This is a genomic window from Myxococcales bacterium (assembly GCA_012513515.1).
Classification (GTDB): Bacteria; UBA10199; UBA10199; order 2-02-FULL-44-16; family JAAZCA01; genus JAAZCA01.
On the sequence record JAAZCA010000016.1, the window covers coordinates 15,289 to 33,055 of the forward strand.

Sequence of the window (17,767 nt, forward strand, 5' to 3'; positions counted from 1 at the left end):
AACCTGCCGCGATCATGCGTCGAGTATGTCGCCAAGAACTTTGGCCGTAAAATCGACTATCGGAACGACGCGCGAATAATCCATCCGCATCGGACCGATTACCCCGAGGGTTCCCACTGTACGACCCTCGCGTTTATAAGGGGCGCCGACTATCCCCACCAAGTCCAGCCCCCGCCCCTCAGGAGAATCGCTGCCTATAAAAATCCTGACCCCCTGACCTTCCCTGCAGCGCTCCAGCAGCTTCACGACCTTGTTCTTTTCCTCGAGCTCGCGAACCACCCTGCGAAATTCCTCTGAATTTGAAAATTCGGGAGTGTCCAGAAGCTGTATCTCGCCCCCGACCACCAGCTCTGATCCAGGAATGCACGATAGAACCTCTCGCGAAAAGAGCATCGCATGGCGGAGCATCTTGTCATACTTGGCATAGTCCGTTGCCAGCTCGCGCTCTATCTTATCCAGCGCATCCTCCAGCGTCATTCCATGAAAAGAGTTGTTGCAGTAATTGGATATCTTATCGATCTCGGAAAAATTGAAATCCTCTCCCGTTTCTATTAGCCTGTTCTGGACGATTCCATCCCTCGAAACGAATATCCCAAGCACCTTGTTTTTGGACAACGGCATGAATTGGATCTGTTTGAAGATCATCTCCTCTGTGCTCGGCGTCATAACCAGCCCGACGTAATGAGAAACCTGCGCAAGGAGTTTGGAAGTATTTTGGATGATGGACATGACCTCGCGTTCGTCTCCGGCGCAGCACTCGCGAATCGCCTCCATCTCCGCATCGGAAAGCTCGCGCTTTTTCAAAAGCGTATCGACGAAGTAGCGCATTCCGGCGCCGGTTGGAACACGCCCAGCCGATGTGTGGGGCTGCGTAAGAAACCCCATCTCGGTCAGGTCGGAGAGGACATTTCTTATCGTTGCAGGAGAAAGATGCCCGGCGTATTTCTTTGCGATAGTTCTGGAACCTACCGGCTCGGCGCTCGCGATATAGTCTGAGATCAGTATCTCCAGTATCCCCGCATGTCTTTCAAGTAGCTTTGGTTCCATAATATTAATAATTTCAACAAGTTGGCACTTAAGACGAATGAGTGCCAACTAGCTATCAATAGCATGCCCCCTTGTCAACAAGGGGAATGCAAGCAAGATACTTGTTTTATATAACATTTTTATGACCGCTAGAGCTTCACGACGTCGAGATACTTAGGAATCTCCACATTCCAATGAAGCTCATTCTCGATGCGCCGCTTCAAACCCAGGCAGGCATCGGGCTCCCCATGGACGAGGAAGGTCTTTTTCGGCGGCGATTCGAATCCGCGAAGCCACCTGAGGATGTCGTCGTAGTCGGCGTGCGCCGAGAGAGAGTCCATAAATTCGATCTGAGAGTTAACCACGACCGGCATGCCGTGGATCTTGATCGCTTTTGCGCCATCGAGGATTGAACGCCCGCGCGTTCCGGCCGCCTGAAATCCCGTCATCACAAGGGTACTCTTCGGATCGGGAAGGTAGGCCTTCAGATGATGCAGAATTCTCCCGCCTGTCATCATCCCCGATGATGAGAGGATTATCGCCGGTTCCTGAAGCACATTGAGCTGTTTGGACTCCTCGGGATCATGCACCATGACGAGCTTCGATGGACGAAATGCCTTCTCCCCCTCGGCTTTTACCCTGTCGTTGAAGACGCTCTGCTCCGCAGCGTATTTCAGATAGATGTCGGTGGCATCGATGGCGAGCGGACTGTTGAGATATATAGGCACATCTGGAAGTCGGCCCTCTTCGTCCAGATGCCTGAGGATGAAAAGAACCTCTTGAGTCCTGCCGACGGCAAACGCTGGAATGACGACCTTTCCACCGCGCGCTACGGTAGTGTTTATTATCTTTTCAAACCTGTCGAAGACGTTCTCCTCAATGTGCAGTTTGTCACCGTATGTGGACTCCAGCACGAGATAATTCACCGACTTGACGTGTCCCGGATCCACTGAGATCAGGGAGTCGTAGGTTCCCAGGTCCCCTGCGAACATGATATTGAATTTGCGGTGTTTTTCCTTCACCGAAATGTTGATCATACGCGAACCCAGTATGTGCCCGGCGGGACGCAGCATCATCCTCACTTCGTCGGAAAGTTCGTGCCACTCCCTGTCCTCCACCCCTTTAAGCGAGGATAGAGAATTCACCGCGTCCTGGTACGTATAGAGGGCCATCGGGTGTTCGTGTTTTGAAAAGCCCTTCTTGGCGGCAAACTTCGCATCTTCCTCCTGTATGTAGCCGGCATCCGGCAGCAGGATCTTGCAAAGTTCGACGGTCGGCTCCGAAGCGAAGACATTTCCCTTGAATCCGTCACGAACGATTATGGGTATATAGCCGCTGTGATCTATATGGGCGTGGGTCAGCATCACCGCATTTAGCGCCTTGAGATCGACGGGAAAGGGATGCCAGTTTCTCCTTCGCAGATCTTTCAGCCCCTGATAAAGACCGCAGTCGACCAGCCAGGAGTGGGTCTGGTTGGACAGATGAAATTTTGAGCCTGTTACTGTTTCGGTCGCGCCTAGGAATTGTAGTTTCACTAAGTTTTCAAGCCCCCCTTCAAGCGGAATGGCACATTTTACGCCGCGATGGCATAAAAAAGCAAGATATCTAATTTTACATGGCGAACTCGGAAAAAATTTGGTCCGATATTTCGATTCCACGATCGGTCAGCGCTATCCTCTTTTCATCGCGCAGAATGAGCCCACGATCGGCCAGAGATGAGAGGGTTTCCGAATAAAAGTCATCAACGCTTCCGCCGAAAATCTCGCAAAAGCGCGAAAGCTCGATTCCGCGTGTCATGCGAAGCCCCATGAACATGAACTCGAGCGCTCCCTGTTTTTTATGTATAGATTCTTCTGAGGAGAGAAATTCCCCTTTCATATATTTTCCAATTTCACGCGAAACGCAACGTCTCACTCCGAATGAGTTTTTCACGCCCATAAGAAATGAAGCCGCAGATGGTCCGAGGCCCAGATATTCACCATATTCCCAGTAATTGACGTTGTGACGAGATTCCATTTCCGGCTTCGCGTAATTGGATATCTCGTAACGATTCCAACCTACACGCCGAAGCATCCGCGAAATCATCCTCATCTGTTTAAGCTGCTCCTCTTCCGATGGCAGCTTCAACTCGCCGGAAAGAACTTTTTTCTGGAGTTGGGTTCCCTCCTCCACGTTAAGGCAGTATGCGGAGACATGCGCAGGGAAAAACATCATGAGAAGGCGGAGGTCCTCCTCCAGATCAGCCATCGATGTTCCCGGAATCGAATATATGATATCGGTGCTCAGGTTTGAAAATCCGGCATCCTGCGCCTGTGCTATGGCGCGCATCGCATCCGAAGGGGTGTGAATCCTGCCCAGGATTTTCAGGTTTCTCTCGTTGAACGACTGCACGCCGATGGAGACCCTGTTGATCCCGGCCGATCTGAGCTCGCTAAACCAGGCCGCTTCTGCCGTAGCCGGATTGACCTCGCATGATATCTCCGCCTCAGGAACGATATGAAATTTCTCGGCGAGTCCGTCGAGCATGGAACGAAAAAAATCCGGCGATAGCATCGACGGAGTCCCTCCCCCGAAATATATGCTGCCGACCTCGCGCCCCTCTATCGGAAAAATATCGAGCTCGCTCTCGAGCTGAGAGATAAGTGCCGAGGCATATCCTGATTCATCGACCGAACCGCGCGCCACAGGAATCGAAAAAAAGTCGCAGTAGCGGCACTTCGCCATGCAAAAAGGGATGTGAACGTAGATACCTATTTTATTCTTCATCCCACCCCGATTAGGCCAAAATATATGGGCGAGCAAGGACCATCCCTGCCCGCCCATTATGGTGAAGAAAAAGCACGACAAAACCCTCGAAGCGATGAGGGCAAATATCATCGGCAAAATTTTCTGCAAGAACTTTCGCAAAACCGGTCGATATTTTTATAACTTATTGAAATTATTATGAATATCTAATTTGACTGTTCTATGATCAGAGTGTATAGCCTCAGCATGGCAAGGCCGCCGATAAATTCGGTTCCACTCGATGGAATAACGCTCAAGGGAGCGGTCGCCGCCCTCTGCGAAGACCGTGGATTCGTCTCAATCGATCTTCCCTTTGCAGGCTCCGGAAAAAAGAGATTTACCGTCGTGGCTTCGATGCCGAAGAGCTGCTTCAGCATGGCTGGAGGCTTTATCACCATCGACGGCCACGTCACCATCGACTCCCCCATAGAAGCGCTCAGGCGATTCACGGAAGGCTCCAGAGAAATAGCCGAAGATCCGCAGCTCCCATTTTCCGGCGGAATAATAGGATACATAGGTTTCGAGGCGGCCAAGGCATTGCTCGGCTTTGCACCGGCAGAAGGATTTTCGAGACTGCCTCAATGTATGCTGGGTTTCTACGACAACTTCCTGCTATTCGACCACATCGAAAATACGGTACGCGCAGTAAGCTCATCTGAAAATGATATATCCATAACAGCGCTTTCCGACAGGGCCCGCATCGCCTCAGCGACGTGGCAGATTCCCTCAGGGAGCCGGAGCACAAACGGGGACTTCAGGCTCTTACCAAAAGACTCATCCTTTGATCGCATCGCCAAAAACGCCTTCGACTGGCTTCGATCCGAAGCGCTGGAAAGATTTCATATGGTGAGACATGCCGAACGCCCCGCACCGAGTATGATGCTTCGTGATTTCATATGCTCTGGAAGCAAGTCCAGCATAAATTTTTCCTTCACACACGAGGGAGCGGCCTGCGAATTCTGTTCATCGGAAAATATAGCATTCTGCGGGGATGGGACCCACAGCATAGGCGACATAATCTCCAGATTTCCGGCTCCATCGGCGACTGGCACCCCTCGCTCTGCGGCAATCGCGTGCATCGAGGCCGGGGAGCGTAACCACAGGACCTTCTATGGCGGAGGTTTTGGAACGATCAGCGGAAAGACCAGCTCCTTCTGGACGATAAGCAGCTCCTCATCTTTCGTGGATGGGACTATACGCACGACCGCCGGCGCAGACATCCTGGCCGACTCGCATCCTGCAGCCGTAAAAAAAATTATGGATAAAAAACTTCTTGGGGTGTGATTATCTTCCGCCTGTGACTATTCTTTCGAATACGTAATCCATCACGCGCTCGTTTCCTATCTTTTCGACCGCCCCCCAAAACTCATCTTCGTGGGAAGCGACGTCTATCTCGCGCAGCGGCGCAACCGTTATCTCGAAATTCACATCGGAAATCATCGCATTGATCGCGGAATTTTCCGAAGGAGAGAGGTTTTCCCTGAACTCACGACGGCTCACGAGGCTCCATGTGTCTCCGAATAGAAGCGCTTTTATCAACGTGCGCAACTCCGCTGATCTCCACCTCTGCACGACCCCTTCTCCATCGGAGGCGGACTCGTTCAGATCGGAATTGGCGAATATAAGCGCAAGCCCCATCGAGGCCTCTCGCCCCATCCCGGATTCAAAAAGATTCGACATGTACAGCTTTATTTCAGCAGCCCTGTATTCGGCATCTCCTACGCTCGAGAGCCTGGCTATATCCCATTCCAGCGCCCTCGCCGCGGCGAAGCCCTTTGCGGAAGGAGTGCCCCCTTCGGACGAAAAACCCTCCCGCGCGCGAATGGACAATCCATCTTCCAGATGCGGCATCAGCGCGGAGATGGCGGAATCATCCGCAGCCTCATCGTCGTCAAACATGTTGGACGATATCGTCTCAATGCCCAGATAATCTTCCCACGCGTAAAAACCGTTGACATCGATGCCGAGCATCGAAGCCATATCGTATTGCAGATCGACTATCCCTCTAGAACCTCCCCTGTCGAACAGGGGCGTAAACTGCGCGGCGAGTTTCATGGATTTGAAAATCAAGGTTCTCCATTGATCCGCACGGAGAGGAAGCACGCCTTCGTAATAAAGCTTGAGATGCGCATTAAAACTTTCCATTATGAGACCGTTCTCCATCGATGACGGTCCCATTCGCAGCTGCGATATGATCATCGAAACCAGGCGGTCGCGAAGGCTGGAGCCCGGCATCTCGATGGGTATCTGCTTGTATGCGCTTTCGCCGCCCGGCATGCCAACTCCGAAGAGGCCGCGCTGATTGTAAGTATGAACTCCGCGTCGCCACCCTTGCGAAACGGTTTCGGAAGGGGCGGTGATAAAGGCCCTATTAGTTCCAGACTCCTTCCATCCTGCAAAGACGAGTTTTTCTCCGTCGCGGAAAAAATGTCGCTCAACGGGAATGCCGGATATCGTCCCTGAAACTATGACTTCATCTTTATCCCCTGAAATATCGCGCACCGGCGCAAATTCGAGATCGGCATCTTCATCAGAGGCGATATCTTCAGAGGAAGCATACGGCCTGCCGGAAAGCGAAGAGATGGGTGAAAAAAGCTTACCGACAGGGAATGCTGTCCGGGGTGCACTTCCTCTTGTTTTGCTTTCAACTTCCGCCCTCTTTGAAGCCCCGAGTTTCGTGGCCATTCGATTCGGATCGGCGGATGATTTTGCAAACACGCTTCCGACACCCCTCCCTTTTTCAGGGAGCGATGCCGGGTCACTGATAAAATCCGCATCCGGGGCTGCTGGATAAGCTGCTAGTTCGCCCGCGGAGGATAGAGAAGCTTTGGACGCCTGATGTGCTTTTAATGAATGTTCCTTGAGGGCTCCGCCCAAAGGGGTCGATCGAAAATCGTCGGAGAAAAACTGCCAATGGGAACCTGATGCTACATCCCTAGCCGAAGCGAAATCATCAGAAAGATCGAGGGACTGCGATGACCCTGATGAAGATGCTGAAGGAGACTCTCTCTCCGCCGATTTTTCGCCAGCCCCCTCGACCTCCATTCCTTCTGAAAGTTCCGCGCTCCGATAGGCTTCAACGGAGAATGGCTCAACGAAACCCGAAGCTGCTTTTACATCGTCCTTAGATTCCGAAGGGGATGAAGCTGTTATTTGCAGATCCAGAGATGGCCTAAGAATATTTTTTTTCGCAGCTGCTGCAACATTCTGAAAAGTTGAAGTCAGAACCTCCGGGAAAATCTCATCGAGGGGGAGCTGCGCACCGACACCCGTCGCAAGCGCTCCGCCATTTTTAAGCGAGTCAGCGACTGAAAGGATGGAGAGCGCCCTCGAACCGGCGACTATCTCCTGCCTCTTGTCGTGCGTGACCGCTTCAGCCAAAAAAGGATTTACACTGGAAATCACACTTTGGGACTGCTGCCAAAAGGCCCTAAATTGCGAAGAAGCCGAAAGCGCAAAAGTTCCCGATGCCGCAGTTGGTGTAAAAGCGGGCATAGAAAGGGGCACGGGCTGCAAAACAGGCAGACCGACGACCGGAAAAGCGCTTACAGGTGCTTTTGCTATCATTTCCCTGTGCGCGGGCGAAAAAACGCAAAGACCCGCAACCCTCCTCTGTACGATGTCGTTATCGGACAGCTTTTGCTCAAGTTGCTTAATTTTGAAAAAATTTTCACAGCCAATCATTAGAAAGAGTGAAAAGCAGATCAAATACTTTTCATGCCGAAGCAACCTCGACCTTTTAGATCCGATAACTATGCAGAGGATAAACAATGGCGGTAACAATGACAGAGCTAATTGACAGAACTAATACGCAACATTCCCATTTTTTCGCCGATAATAGCTATGAAGCCCGGGGGCTGGCTTACATTCCTTTATTTTTCAATAGGTTCGGTTGAAAGGAGTTTTCCTATGTTTTCAGGCGGAAAGACAGATATAGCTAGAACCGGTTTATCGCGCCGCGGTTGCGGACATAACGGCACCACCTGTGAAAGTAACGAGGAATATCCGGTTTGCGCATCCGCAAGCCGGCAAGAATCGGAGATCCCTTCCACCTATGTCAGTGTAGGAAGCAATACAAGGCTCTTCGATATTCCGGGAAGGCTCCTCGGATTTGTGAATTTAAGGTCACTTACACCAAAGGAAACTGCCAAAGTACGCGTCGACGAGGATGGAAATGTAGGGTCCAGATACAATATTTCCGGCATAGCCGGGGTTTGCCGTTCGGATGAAGAGTTCATATTCGACGCCAAAGGCAATATCGTTCCGGAAGAAATCGTTCAGCTGCACAAGGAACAGTTAGGAGCACTCGCGGGTCTTTTGGAGCAGAACAAGCTAAACGACACTCAGACATCCTATCTGAGAGATCTAGCCGAAACTATGAAGGGCTACAGGAAGGACTACGCATTCTTCGGATATTCCGACGATATCGGCAAAGAGGGAGCGCTTGCGCTCTACAACCAGTTGAAGCCATTCGACCAAGGATACGACGAAGGCGGTATAAAGCTCACGGTAGAAGAGATGCGCACCGTCGCGCAGATCGCCGGAATGAACGAGGATGATTTCAGATGCGCTTCGGGAGAATGCCCCGGCCTCAATGAAGATTTCGAATCGGAGGGGCTAAATGCGACGGGGAGGTACCTCTTCAAGGCTGTGGGGCCCGGTAGACCGGAGAGGATAGAAGATTTCATAAAACTAATTAAGGAGTCAGGGGATGCGATTGATCGGGAAAAAAAGGCAAAGATCATAGAATATCTGGAAACTGTCAAAAGCTTCCAGACTCAACAGTTTGACCAACAGATGGAAGCAAGCAAAAAAATGACTGAATCTCAGCTCGAGGTGGCCCGCGAACAGATGGACCAGATGGCCATGTGGCAAAAACTGGCGATCCTTCTTCAGCTGCTTTTCATAGGCATAATAGGATGGGACAGATTCGTGCAGGCCTACAAGAAAATTGCAGGCAAGGAGCTCGCCGTATCCGACTTCAGCAAAGTCGTCAAAGGGATGCTTAAGATCAACCCTACCCTGGAAATGACAGGCAGAGTTGAAGAAGCGCACGAAGCATGGAGAAAAACGGACACCCCGGGATTCCGAGGCATAATGTTCGACGAGCTCCCTAGGGAGGGGAAAGACTCTGTAGCGCTTCAGATGCTCATATTGAAAGAAAAAAGGGATCCCTCCGTTCCCAAAGACATGCTAGATGCCCCTGTTTATAAAATAAACGCGGCTGAATTTCAGTCAGGCACAAAGTACAGAGGCACTGTGGCCGACAAAGTCGCAAAGATAAGAAAGCTAGCCGAGAGAGGACCGGTTGTAGTATACATTTCAGAAATCGATCTTATATTCGCCAGCGGCAGCACATCAGATGGGGCATCCGAACAGGTAGGAAAGCTGATGCTCGACCTTTTGGAAGATCCTAAAGTTCAAAAAAATCTCGTCATCATAGGGACTACGAGCAGAGGGGGAAGATTCACACCTAAGAGCGAAGAACGCCCTGACGGCATGAAAACGATGATAGAGACTTTTCCGGATTTAGACGGAAGGTTTAACTGGGTAAAGATTCATAGATATACCCTCGCCGAGGTCATCCAAATCGCTACGGGCGAAAACTCTTCTGTAAAAAAGAAATATTCCGACTTTTATCGAGTCGAAATCCCGAATGAAATCATGGATGCCTCTGCAAAGGCGGGAGAGCACTTCTATAGAGCTAATCATCCAACCCTTGCAAGATTCCCGGCATTCACCCAGGTGATAGAAAATGCCTGCCGAATGGCGAGGGATTCCGGCTCAGCAATCGTTACTATGGATCATGTTTCGAGAGCGATATCTGAAATTACAAAAACGTCAATCTCGCTAGAGGAATTGACTAAAGTCGCAAGTATGAGCATTGAGGAGGTGGAAAAGCCGCTATGGGATGGAACGGCAGAAGGGCTGAAGACCTTTAAAGTTGCGGCCGCCGAAAACCCAATGTTCGACGTTGATGCAAGGTTTGAAGAAATGATCAGAACCGATCCGATCTTTGGAGGAGAAGTGGAAAGCTATTCCAGACTTGAAGGGAATTTTGCCCGCATGGTCACCGACATGTCGGTCGCCTACTGGGAATCTTTGGGCAAAGAGGAAAAAATACGGTTCTTGCGAGCATCCGCCGTAAACGATCCTACAGGAAGACGCGTAATGAGAGAGGTAAACGGGATCCCGGCGATAATAGTCGAGCAGTTCGTGAGAACAGCGACGGATGAATGTCCATCGTTGGAGAGACTGGATCTAATCGCATCCGGTAAAATCGTCGAAGCAGTTGGAGCCAGGGTTCAAGGTGGCAGAGTGGCCACTCGCCAGCTCTCGGAAGAAGAATTAAACATCCTTGAGGCTGACACCGAATATCAAAAAATGGACGCCAGAGGAAAAGAACAGGCAAAGCTCCAGTTGCGCATGATCTTGTCGAGCGCCGAACTTCAGAAGGTCAATGGCTTCAATAGGGCCGATGCCGCTTCCGTCGGAAAGTTCACCAAACAATTTGTGGAGCGAAGAGGGGAGAGGATAGAGCAGCTCAAGCGGGATCGTAAACGAGGCGAACGCGGGAGAAGGATAGATCCGAGATTCGCATTCTGATTAAAACGATGAAGATTAGAACTCATAAGGGAGGGGCATCCCTCTCCCTTATCTTTTTCATCCGAGCCGGCCCATAGATTAAAGTAAATAAAATCATATAGTTAAGAGCAAAAATGCTTTTTGTAAGATCAAGCAACATTCCCATTTTTTTGCCGATAATAGTTATGAAGCCCGGGGGGGCCGCTGTTGAATCTGTTATTTTCGACATGTAACGGCTCAAGGAGGCTTTATGGTAGGAGCAGGTGAAACGCTAGTTCAGACCTTCAAACCCATCGAGCAGGTCGCAGCCGAAAACGGCATAACCATGGATGAACTTGAGACGACTCCCGCAACGAAGGCCGCGGTCGGACCATATACCGTAAATTACACAGAGGAAGAACGAATATTTGGAGTGGTCGCTGAAGGCCCCTACAAAGGGGAGGTTATAGGCCCTTGCAATCAGGGATCGGAAGGGATGCTCTTATCGGATGTATATCTGAGCGCCGATGAGGCTAAGGCGATAAGGGACACTGCCGGGATAGAGCGAAATATTCTATTCCTCGATATGGATTCCACAAAGGAAGGGATGTACTGCGTAAAGTCATCTCACGCCAAACACGTAGCAGCGACCATGGATTGCAACGACCTGGAAGAAAGCATAATGCCCGATTTCATAGAACACTTCTACGGCATCACCAGATATCTCCCCGTCCCTGGAAACAGCAGATGTGCTAAAATAATGGACTCGCTGGCGCCATCGATGCTAGTTGAGGGAGTCAAAATCGGTTCGGGATTCGTGGTCGCCGGCATAGCGGGCGAAAGGATAGTAAAACTCATAACCGGCAAATCCCTGATCAAGGGCCCCGCCAAAAAAGTCGTCCAAGAAAGCCCCTCACCACCTGTCAACGCGAGCGGAAGGCCGATCGTTCACACCGTGGAAAAGGGAGCAAAAAGAACTTCTAAACTCGCTAGAAGAGGAATCCACAAGGGTCTTAGAAGAGCTGCGAGCAAGGTTCCAGGATCGTTAAAGATCGTGGCCTTAGTGGCCGTCGGAGCTGGAATCGTGGTATTTTCATCAGAAAAGGCAAAGGCCTCCCCAAAACCCGGCCATTTCGTACCACTTGAAGAGATCCGCAGACCGACGAATTTCTATGACATAGGAAACGGCAAGGTATCGCTCTATGATACCTGCAAAGCCTCGACAGGGTGCTATTTTCTGAATTGGATGATGTCCGGATTAGATTGGTACTTTGCACAAACGAGCAGCGAAGCGCATTAAAGGAATATAGATAATTGCAAAAACGCCCGAAGCCAATGGCCCCGGGCGTTTTTTCTTTTTCAGTGCTTCGTACGAAAGGGCGGATTCAGGAAAATCCGGGGAGCACTATCGAAAGGCATCCCCGGATTCATTTTTATCTATAAAAACTGTTCGTATAGCTCTAATCTCGAATACTCAAGATCTACACCAATATATCACCATCCTTTATCAGCGCATCGCGTTTGCCATCGGAGTAGATGACCTCCAGAAGTTTGCATGATATCGGGCTGTCCTTGGCATACACTACATCCTGGTGGACGACATGCGAAGGAGATATGAAATCCTTCACGCCGGTCTTGCCGCCGAAGTGATCGCTGCGACCGTAGGCCCAGTGAAAGCCTGCCTTCTCGTCTTCCAGCACGATGCCGGTAACTTTTGCCTTGTCGTTGCAGCCGATTGCGAACTCCGCAATATTTTGCCAAGCGCGGTCCTTCGCGAATTCCTCGCGCAGCTTTTCGACCTCCGGCCCGCTGCCCTTTACATCGACGATGCGATTTCCCTTCACGACATAGACGACCGTCTGGTTACCTATTCGATGGGGAAGCTCTCCCGCAGTCTTGCTTCCGTCATTTTCGTTGGGAGTTACGAAGACTTCTCCGGCAGGCAGGTTGGATAGCGCGCCGTCTTTCCCCGCCTTGGAGGGATGAAGTATCCCGTCATCCCTGTGAACAGGAAGATTATTGGAAAGATCGAAATAGCATTTGTGACCGGTGGAAAATTCCACTTCGCCTGCGACTGCCTTTTCGAAATACGGGGCGATACGTTTGCAACGTTCCGCTATCTTCGCATAGTCAGCAGAAAGGCCGGTCTCCTCCATGAACTTCTGACATCCCGGCATGCTGCCGACGCGAAGCCTGTCGAGCTTGCGCGCATAGTTGTAAAGGGGGGCCGTGGCTGAAAACTGCGGCATGACTATTATGATCGTTGAAGAAGAAATGAGCTCCTCAAAGTTAGCCTCGCGGTCGCCTATTCTGCAGATGGAGGGGAGATCCGCGTTGTTTCCGCCGGTAGCGAGATATGTGACGAGCGGATTCACGGTGACTCCGAATTTGCCAGCCAATTTCGAAAGGCCCTCCCTCCACTCGGCAGCCATCGCGCGTCGTTCCTTCCACCTCGACATATCGGAAATTCCGCCGTGAGGAAGGTCGTGAATTACTGTGACCACCTCCCCCTTTTCAGGGTTGAAGATATCGACAAAAAATTTCTCCAGATTGAATGCCATAGCTCTCTCCTTTTTTTAAAATTTCGTGGCAAGAAATCAGTTCACTCCGAGCAGATCGCAGGAAATGCAGGCGATGAGCTCTATAAACTGAAGCATCTCCTCTATATCCAAAGCCTCGTTGGCGACGTGAAAATCGTCGGCATCGCCAGGGCCAAAACCAACCGCGAGTATCCCGGCCAGATTAAAGGGCTTAGCAAAGGTCCCTCCCCCCATTCCGAACGGTTCAGGCTCGCGGCCGATGATCTCGCGCGCGTTCGACTGTATCGTTTTCACAAGGATGTTGTCCGGATCGACCTGATGCGGCGGATTATTGTCGAGGATCTCGAACTCAAACCTCCCGTCCTTTATGCCTTCCGTGCAGCTCCTCATATCCGCTACGATTCCCTCTGCACTCTGTCCGGGGACGTAGCGGATGTCGTAGATCGCCTCCGCGTAGTTGGCGACGTTATTCGCGGCGCTGCCACCCCGTATGATTCCTAGATTGACCGAAGGTTTTTTCAGGATGGGATGGTGCTCGTGTTTAAGTTCGAACTTCTCGACCTTGGCGATGAAGTGGGCGAGTTTCTCTATCGCGTTAATTCCCAGCTCCGGCGTAGATCCATGGGCCTGCTTGCCGTGCGATTTTACCTTGATGACAGTGCGCCCCTTCTCAGCAATGTCTATCTTCATCATGTGCCCGCCGATATCGGGGATGATCGCGAAGGTCGGCTTCAGATATCCCTTGGACGTGACGAAGGCTATACCGGGATCGGGTTCATCCTTCTCGCGAAATTCCTCGCCAGCGAGCGCAGCTAGAACCAGTTCTCCTTTAAGCGAAACGCCGGCGTTTTTCAGGAGTTCCATCGCCATCACACAGGCAACCGACTGCCCCTTATTATCCATGACGCCACGGCCGTAGACCTTGCCATCTTTTTCGGTCATGACCCACGGATCGCTCGCCCATTCAGCCCTCTCGCCCGCCGGAACGACATCGAGATGGCAGCCTATACAGAGGGATTTTTCCCCCTCGCCGTAAGTAGCGATTATGTTGCCACGCCCTTCGATCATCTCGTAAACTTTGTAATCTATTCCGGCTGCGTCGAAATATCTTTTTAGGATATCTACCACCTTGGATTCCTCGCCGCTGATCTTGAGGTATGGGTGGTCGGATAGCTGCGCCTTGCCGCAGTTGACCGACCTTACCGCCACCATCTCGGAGAGCAGCTTGAGCGACTTCTTCCTGATTTCATCTCTGTGCGCCTTGAAATACTCGCGGATCTTGGATTTCATGGAAGGCTCCCTTGTTTAAAAATGTTTTGATTGCAATCATCCCCGCGGTTTTAAGCCGCCGGAGATATATCTGGTGAGATAGTCCTTGGCGGTTCTCACTGCATCGATAAGATTTACGCCTTTTGCGAGGTTGGCAGCTATCGCAGATGCGAACCTGCAGCCGGTTCCGCGCGGGCTAACTCCTTCGATGCGGTTGGCCGTAAACGAATGATATTCGTTTCCGTCGAAAAGGACGTCAACCGCATCACCCTCCAAGTGCCCCCCCTTAACTATGACGGCCATCTCCTTGCGCAATCCGCCGCCGAGTTTCATGTTCTCCCTGTGTATTATAGCTGCGGCAGTCCTCATCCCTTCAAGCCCTGAAATGTTCATGCCGGCGATGGCGCTCGCCTCCGAGAGGTTGGGAGTGATAACTGAGGCAAGCGGCAAAAGCCTTTGTCTCAGGAAGGTGTACCCATCCGGCTCTATCAGCGCCACACCTGAAGAGGAATGCAAAACGGGATCTATTACCACATGATTCGGAGCCAGACTTCGAAGAAACCATGCCAGCGCCTGCGCATTGGATTTCGTTGCAATCATTCCGATTTTGACAGCGGCCACCTTTCGCCCTTTGCATGCGGTTGCCAGCTGCTGCGTCAAGAGATCTGCGGGGGTGGGATGAATTGAAAGAAGTTCTTCGTCGTTCTGCGCGGTAACGGCCGTGATCGCGAAGATGCCGCTGACTCCGTTATCCCTGAAGGTGTGTATATCGGCCTGGATTCCTGCCCCTCCAGAGGGATCGCTTCCGCCTATGGCAAGGACGACCTTATTTTCCACATTGCCCCCTTGAGCATCCCGGCGACAGCCCTTTCCCGGTTAAGGAACTGACGTCGTCGAACATCTTGGAATAATATGCGACTTCGCCGGATATATCGCTGGCCTGAGACAGGGCCGTAATCATGGCGACAGAATCGGCTCCTGCGGATATCACGTTGCGGATATTTTCACGGCATATTCCGCCTATAGCCACCACCGGCAGGCTTACCGATGCGGCAAGTGCCCTTAGCTTCTCTATCCCCTGCACAGGATGACCGGGTCCCTTAGTCATCGTATGGAAAATAGCGCCGAAGGCTATGTAATCCGCTCCCGCCGACTGCGCCGAGTGCGCCTCATCTATCGAGTGCGAAGAATAACCGACGATCAGTCGCTCCCCATGCCTCTTTTTGATATCCGCAACCGGCTCGTCATTTTCACCTACGTGAACTCCATCGGCACCGACCTCCGCCGCTATATCGGCATGGTCGTTCAGGATGAAGGTGAAATCGAAGTCTTTTTTCAGCGCGGCTATGAGCAGCGCATCACGCCTTACCTCGCCGGGAGATGAGTTCTTCATCCTGAGCTGAACGATCTTGGCACCGCCCTGCAGAAATTTCAAGATCAGAGGTCGGAAACCCTGAAACGGATTCCACGCCTCGTCGGCTATCGCGTACAGGCCAGAGATCTGCGCTTTTTTTCTGGATGGCGAAGTCTTCATTCCAGGCCAAACTCCTTCATCTTCTTTCGAAGCGTATTTCTATTGATACCCAAAACCTGCGCGGCCTTCATCTGGTTGCCACCAGACCATTTGAGACATTCCTCTATGAGCGGTCTTTCGACCTGTCGGATCACCGTCCTGTAAAGCCCGGTAGCGCTTACTTTTCCCAGCCTCTCAAAGAAGTGGGATATTTTTTCCTCCATGATCCTATCTATAGCCATCCGCTTGAAATCGAATTCAGCGAAAATTTCACCGTCCTTCCAGCGTCTCGGAGGGAAATGAACCGCCTCTATGGACTCGGAGGGGGAGACGAGCGCGGCATAAAATATCGCTCGACGCATTTCCGCATCATCCTCCCAGCTGATCTTTCTTATCCACTCGCGGCCGCTTTTGGAAATCGCCTTCGGGGGAAGAGAAAGCATCTCGCAGCAGCTGGAAAGAATTTCCTCGGCCCTTCGAAGGACCTCTGCGCCTTTTCCCCATGGGAGCATCTTCCCCTCCTCACAAACCTGATATCTCGGCATATATGCGATTGCAAGCGCCAAGAAAACAGGGCAATCTCCCCCTCCAAGATGTGGAAACTTCGCAAAAAATTGCAGGGGATTCTCGCGGGAGAAGAGGGCGCGATCGTCAAAGATCCGGGCGGAAAGGTATCGGTAGCCCTCGTCTATCCGAACAGGTACTCGGTAGGAATGGGAAATCTCGCGGTACACAGCCTATACAGGATAATCAACGAGCGCAGCGACATGCTCTGCGAGAGATTTTTCCTTCCAGACCCTTCGGATATGAAGGAGCATCTGCGAAGCAAAACCGGGCTCCTTTCGCTCGAAAGCCAGCGACCTCTCTCGGAGTTCGACTGCATCGCATTTTCGGTATCATTCGAAAACGACCTGATGAACATAATCCCTATTCTCTCGTTGGGCAGACTCGAACATCGAAGAGAGGCGCGAGCTTCAAACGCTCCGGTCCTTGTCGCGGGAGGTGCCGCAGCGACTATAAATCAGTCCCCCTTCTCCCCCATCTTCGACTCGACAATTCCCGGAGAATTCGAGGCATTTGCCGATGAGCTCCCTGAAATAATTCTCAAAAAAGATTTTTCGCCGCGCAGAAGGCATCTCGAAAATCTCGACTCCTTCGATTGCGAAAGCGTCATAGAAGCGCCGAAGGCTCAGTTCGGAGAGATGCACCTGATGGAACTCCAGCGAGGATGCCCCCGCGGATGCAAGTTTTGCGCAACACCCAGCATATACAGCCCGTTCAGGGAGAGGAGCGTCGAAAAGATAATATCGATGATCGAACGCGCAAAGACCCGAAAAAAGCGTTTCGGACTCATCGGCTCCGATGTGCTCAGCCACAGGAATTTTTCCGATATCGCTGCAAAAATTCATGAGATCGGAGGAAAATTTTCCCCATCATCGATACGCGCCGACGCGATCACCCCGGAGATCGCAGCGATACTCGCCAGATCCTCGCACAAGAGCTCCGCTATCGGCGTCGAAGCCGCGAGGGAAAGCCTGCGCAACACGCTTGGGAAGGGACTTTCCGATGCCATGATATTCTCCGCGGCCGAAAATCTGGCAAGCGCGGGAATAATGGGGATACGCCTGTACTTCATGATAGGGCTGCCCGGCGAAGATGACGGGGATATTCTAGCCATACCGGAATTTGCCAAAAGGATCCGCGATACGATGGCAAAGTTCCGCCCGAAGGCCCCTTCAGCGGGATCGGTTGAAGTTACAATATCCCCCTTCATACCAAAGCCTGGAACGAAGATGGCCTCTTCAAAATTCGAAGGAATCGCCGAAATAAAAAGACGCTTCAAGCTTCTCCGATCGGCGGCCGGAAGAATGCCGTGGTTAAAGCTCGGCTTTGACTCGCCGGAAAGCGCTGCGTGCGAGGCATTTCTTGCCACCGCAGGAAAGGAAGCGATCGAATTTCTGGAAACCGCATTTGAAACAGGAACTCCTAAGGCAGCTATAAAAAAGCATGCCCCGTGGCTCCTGTAAAATCCAATGCAGGGTTGACGGTCGCATCGATGCAGTGATAGAGC

At 51.6% G+C, this 17,767-nt stretch carries 13 protein-coding genes; 4 read left to right on the forward strand and 9 right to left on the reverse strand.

Annotated elements, in window-relative coordinates; all coding sequences use genetic code 11:
• Positions 1 to 12: 12 nt before the first annotated feature.
• The 3 genes from hrcA to hemW all read right to left on the reverse strand — a co-directional run bounded on the left by hrcA (position 13) and on the right by hemW (position 3,792).
• The gene (gene hrcA, locus GX659_03210) at positions 13 to 1,047 is read right to left on the reverse strand and encodes a heat-inducible transcription repressor HrcA (protein NLD27796.1); all 1,035 of its coding nucleotides are present in this window, start codon (positions 1,045 to 1,047) and stop codon (positions 13 to 15) included.
• Positions 1,048 to 1,175: 128 nt separating this feature from the next.
• The gene (locus GX659_03215; GenBank protein ID NLD27797.1) at positions 1,176 to 2,561 is read right to left on the reverse strand and encodes an MBL fold metallo-hydrolase; all 1,386 of its coding nucleotides are present in this window, start codon (positions 2,559 to 2,561) and stop codon (positions 1,176 to 1,178) included.
• 76 nt (positions 2,562 to 2,637) lie between these two features.
• Complete coding sequence (gene hemW, locus GX659_03220; GenBank protein ID NLD27798.1) at positions 2,638 to 3,792, reverse strand: radical SAM family heme chaperone HemW; 1,155 nt, start codon at positions 3,790 to 3,792, stop codon at positions 2,638 to 2,640.
• 201 nt (positions 3,793 to 3,993) lie between these two features.
• On the opposite strand from hemW, the gene GX659_03225 reads away from it, so the two are divergent.
• Positions 3,994 to 5,094, forward strand: coding sequence for a hypothetical protein (locus GX659_03225; GenBank protein ID NLD27799.1), 1,101 nt, complete (start codon positions 3,994 to 3,996; stop codon positions 5,092 to 5,094).
• Here GX659_03225 and GX659_03230 read toward each other — a convergent pair whose 3' ends face one another.
• On the reverse strand, positions 5,095 to 7,377 hold the full coding sequence (locus GX659_03230; GenBank protein NLD27800.1) for a hypothetical protein: 2,283 nt from the start codon (positions 7,375 to 7,377) through the stop codon (positions 5,095 to 5,097).
• A 228-nt stretch (positions 7,378 to 7,605) separates the two neighbouring features.
• On the opposite strand from GX659_03230, the gene GX659_03235 reads away from it, so the two are divergent.
• Together GX659_03235 and GX659_03240 are read left to right on the forward strand one after the other, a co-directional pair.
• Positions 7,606 to 10,416: an AAA family ATPase gene (locus GX659_03235; protein NLD27801.1), complete on the forward strand. Its 2,811-nt coding sequence runs from the start codon at positions 7,606 to 7,608 to the stop codon at positions 10,414 to 10,416.
• Between the two features lie 229 nt (positions 10,417 to 10,645).
• Positions 10,646 to 11,674 carry a hypothetical protein gene (locus GX659_03240; GenBank protein ID NLD27802.1) on the forward strand — a complete coding sequence of 343 codons (1,029 nt, stop codon included), beginning with the start codon at positions 10,646 to 10,648 and terminating at the stop codon, positions 11,672 to 11,674.
• 181 nt (positions 11,675 to 11,855) lie between these two features.
• Here the strand turns inward: GX659_03240 and GX659_03245 are convergent, their stop codons facing one another.
• The 5 genes from GX659_03245 to GX659_03265 are packed head-to-tail and all read right to left on the reverse strand — an operon-like array spanning position 11,856 to position 16,241.
• Entirely contained in the window at positions 11,856 to 12,935 is a 1,080-nt protein-coding gene (locus tag GX659_03245; GenBank protein NLD27803.1) for a hypothetical protein, read from the reverse strand.
• 36 nt (positions 12,936 to 12,971) lie between these two features.
• Complete coding sequence (locus GX659_03250) at positions 12,972 to 14,204, reverse strand: M20 family metallopeptidase (GenBank protein NLD27804.1); 1,233 nt, start codon at positions 14,202 to 14,204, stop codon at positions 12,972 to 12,974.
• 36 nt (positions 14,205 to 14,240) lie between these two features.
• Positions 14,241 to 15,020, reverse strand: coding sequence for a bifunctional hydroxymethylpyrimidine kinase/phosphomethylpyrimidine kinase (thiD, locus tag GX659_03255; protein NLD27805.1), 780 nt, complete (start codon positions 15,018 to 15,020; stop codon positions 14,241 to 14,243).
• A complete protein-coding gene (thiE, locus tag GX659_03260) occupies positions 15,010 to 15,717 on the reverse strand; it encodes a thiamine phosphate synthase (GenBank protein ID NLD27806.1) in 708 nt (235 codons plus the stop codon). Before thiE ends, thiD begins: the two co-directional genes overlap by 11 nt.
• Positions 15,714 to 16,241, reverse strand: coding sequence for a hypothetical protein (locus GX659_03265; GenBank protein ID NLD27807.1), 528 nt, complete (start codon positions 16,239 to 16,241; stop codon positions 15,714 to 15,716). The genes thiE and GX659_03265 overlap by 4 nt, the downstream gene beginning before the upstream one ends.
• Positions 16,242 to 16,289: 48 nt before the next feature.
• On the opposite strand from GX659_03265, the gene GX659_03270 reads away from it, so the two are divergent.
• On the forward strand, positions 16,290 to 17,723 hold the full coding sequence (locus GX659_03270; GenBank protein NLD27808.1) for a radical SAM protein: 1,434 nt from the start codon (positions 16,290 to 16,292) through the stop codon (positions 17,721 to 17,723).
• Positions 17,724 to 17,767 lie beyond the last annotated feature (44 nt).

Excerpts from the sequence above, each read along its gene's own strand:
- hrcA (NLD27796.1), bottom strand. The coding sequence starts at position 1,047 with ATGGAACCAAAGCTACTTGAAAGACATGCGGGGATACTGGAGATACTG.
- hemW (NLD27798.1), bottom strand. The coding sequence starts at position 3,792 with ATGAAGAATAAAATAGGTATCTACGTTCACATCCCTTTTTGCATGGCG.
- GX659_03225 (NLD27799.1), top strand. The coding sequence starts at position 3,994 with ATGATCAGAGTGTATAGCCTCAGCATGGCAAGGCCGCCGATAAATTCG.
- GX659_03230 (NLD27800.1), bottom strand. The coding sequence starts at position 7,377 with ATGATAGCAAAAGCACCTGTAAGCGCTTTTCCGGTCGTCGGTCTGCCT.
- GX659_03240 (NLD27802.1), top strand. The coding sequence starts at position 10,646 with ATGGTAGGAGCAGGTGAAACGCTAGTTCAGACCTTCAAACCCATCGAG.
- GX659_03245 (NLD27803.1), bottom strand. The coding sequence starts at position 12,935 with ATGGCATTCAATCTGGAGAAATTTTTTGTCGATATCTTCAACCCTGAA.
- GX659_03250 (NLD27804.1), bottom strand. The coding sequence starts at position 14,204 with ATGAAATCCAAGATCCGCGAGTATTTCAAGGCGCACAGAGATGAAATC.
- thiE (NLD27806.1), bottom strand. The coding sequence starts at position 15,717 with ATGAAGACTTCGCCATCCAGAAAAAAAGCGCAGATCTCTGGCCTGTAC.
- GX659_03265 (NLD27807.1), bottom strand. The coding sequence starts at position 16,241 with ATGCCGAGATATCAGGTTTGTGAGGAGGGGAAGATGCTCCCATGGGGA.
- GX659_03270 (NLD27808.1), top strand. The coding sequence starts at position 16,290 with ATGTGGAAACTTCGCAAAAAATTGCAGGGGATTCTCGCGGGAGAAGAG.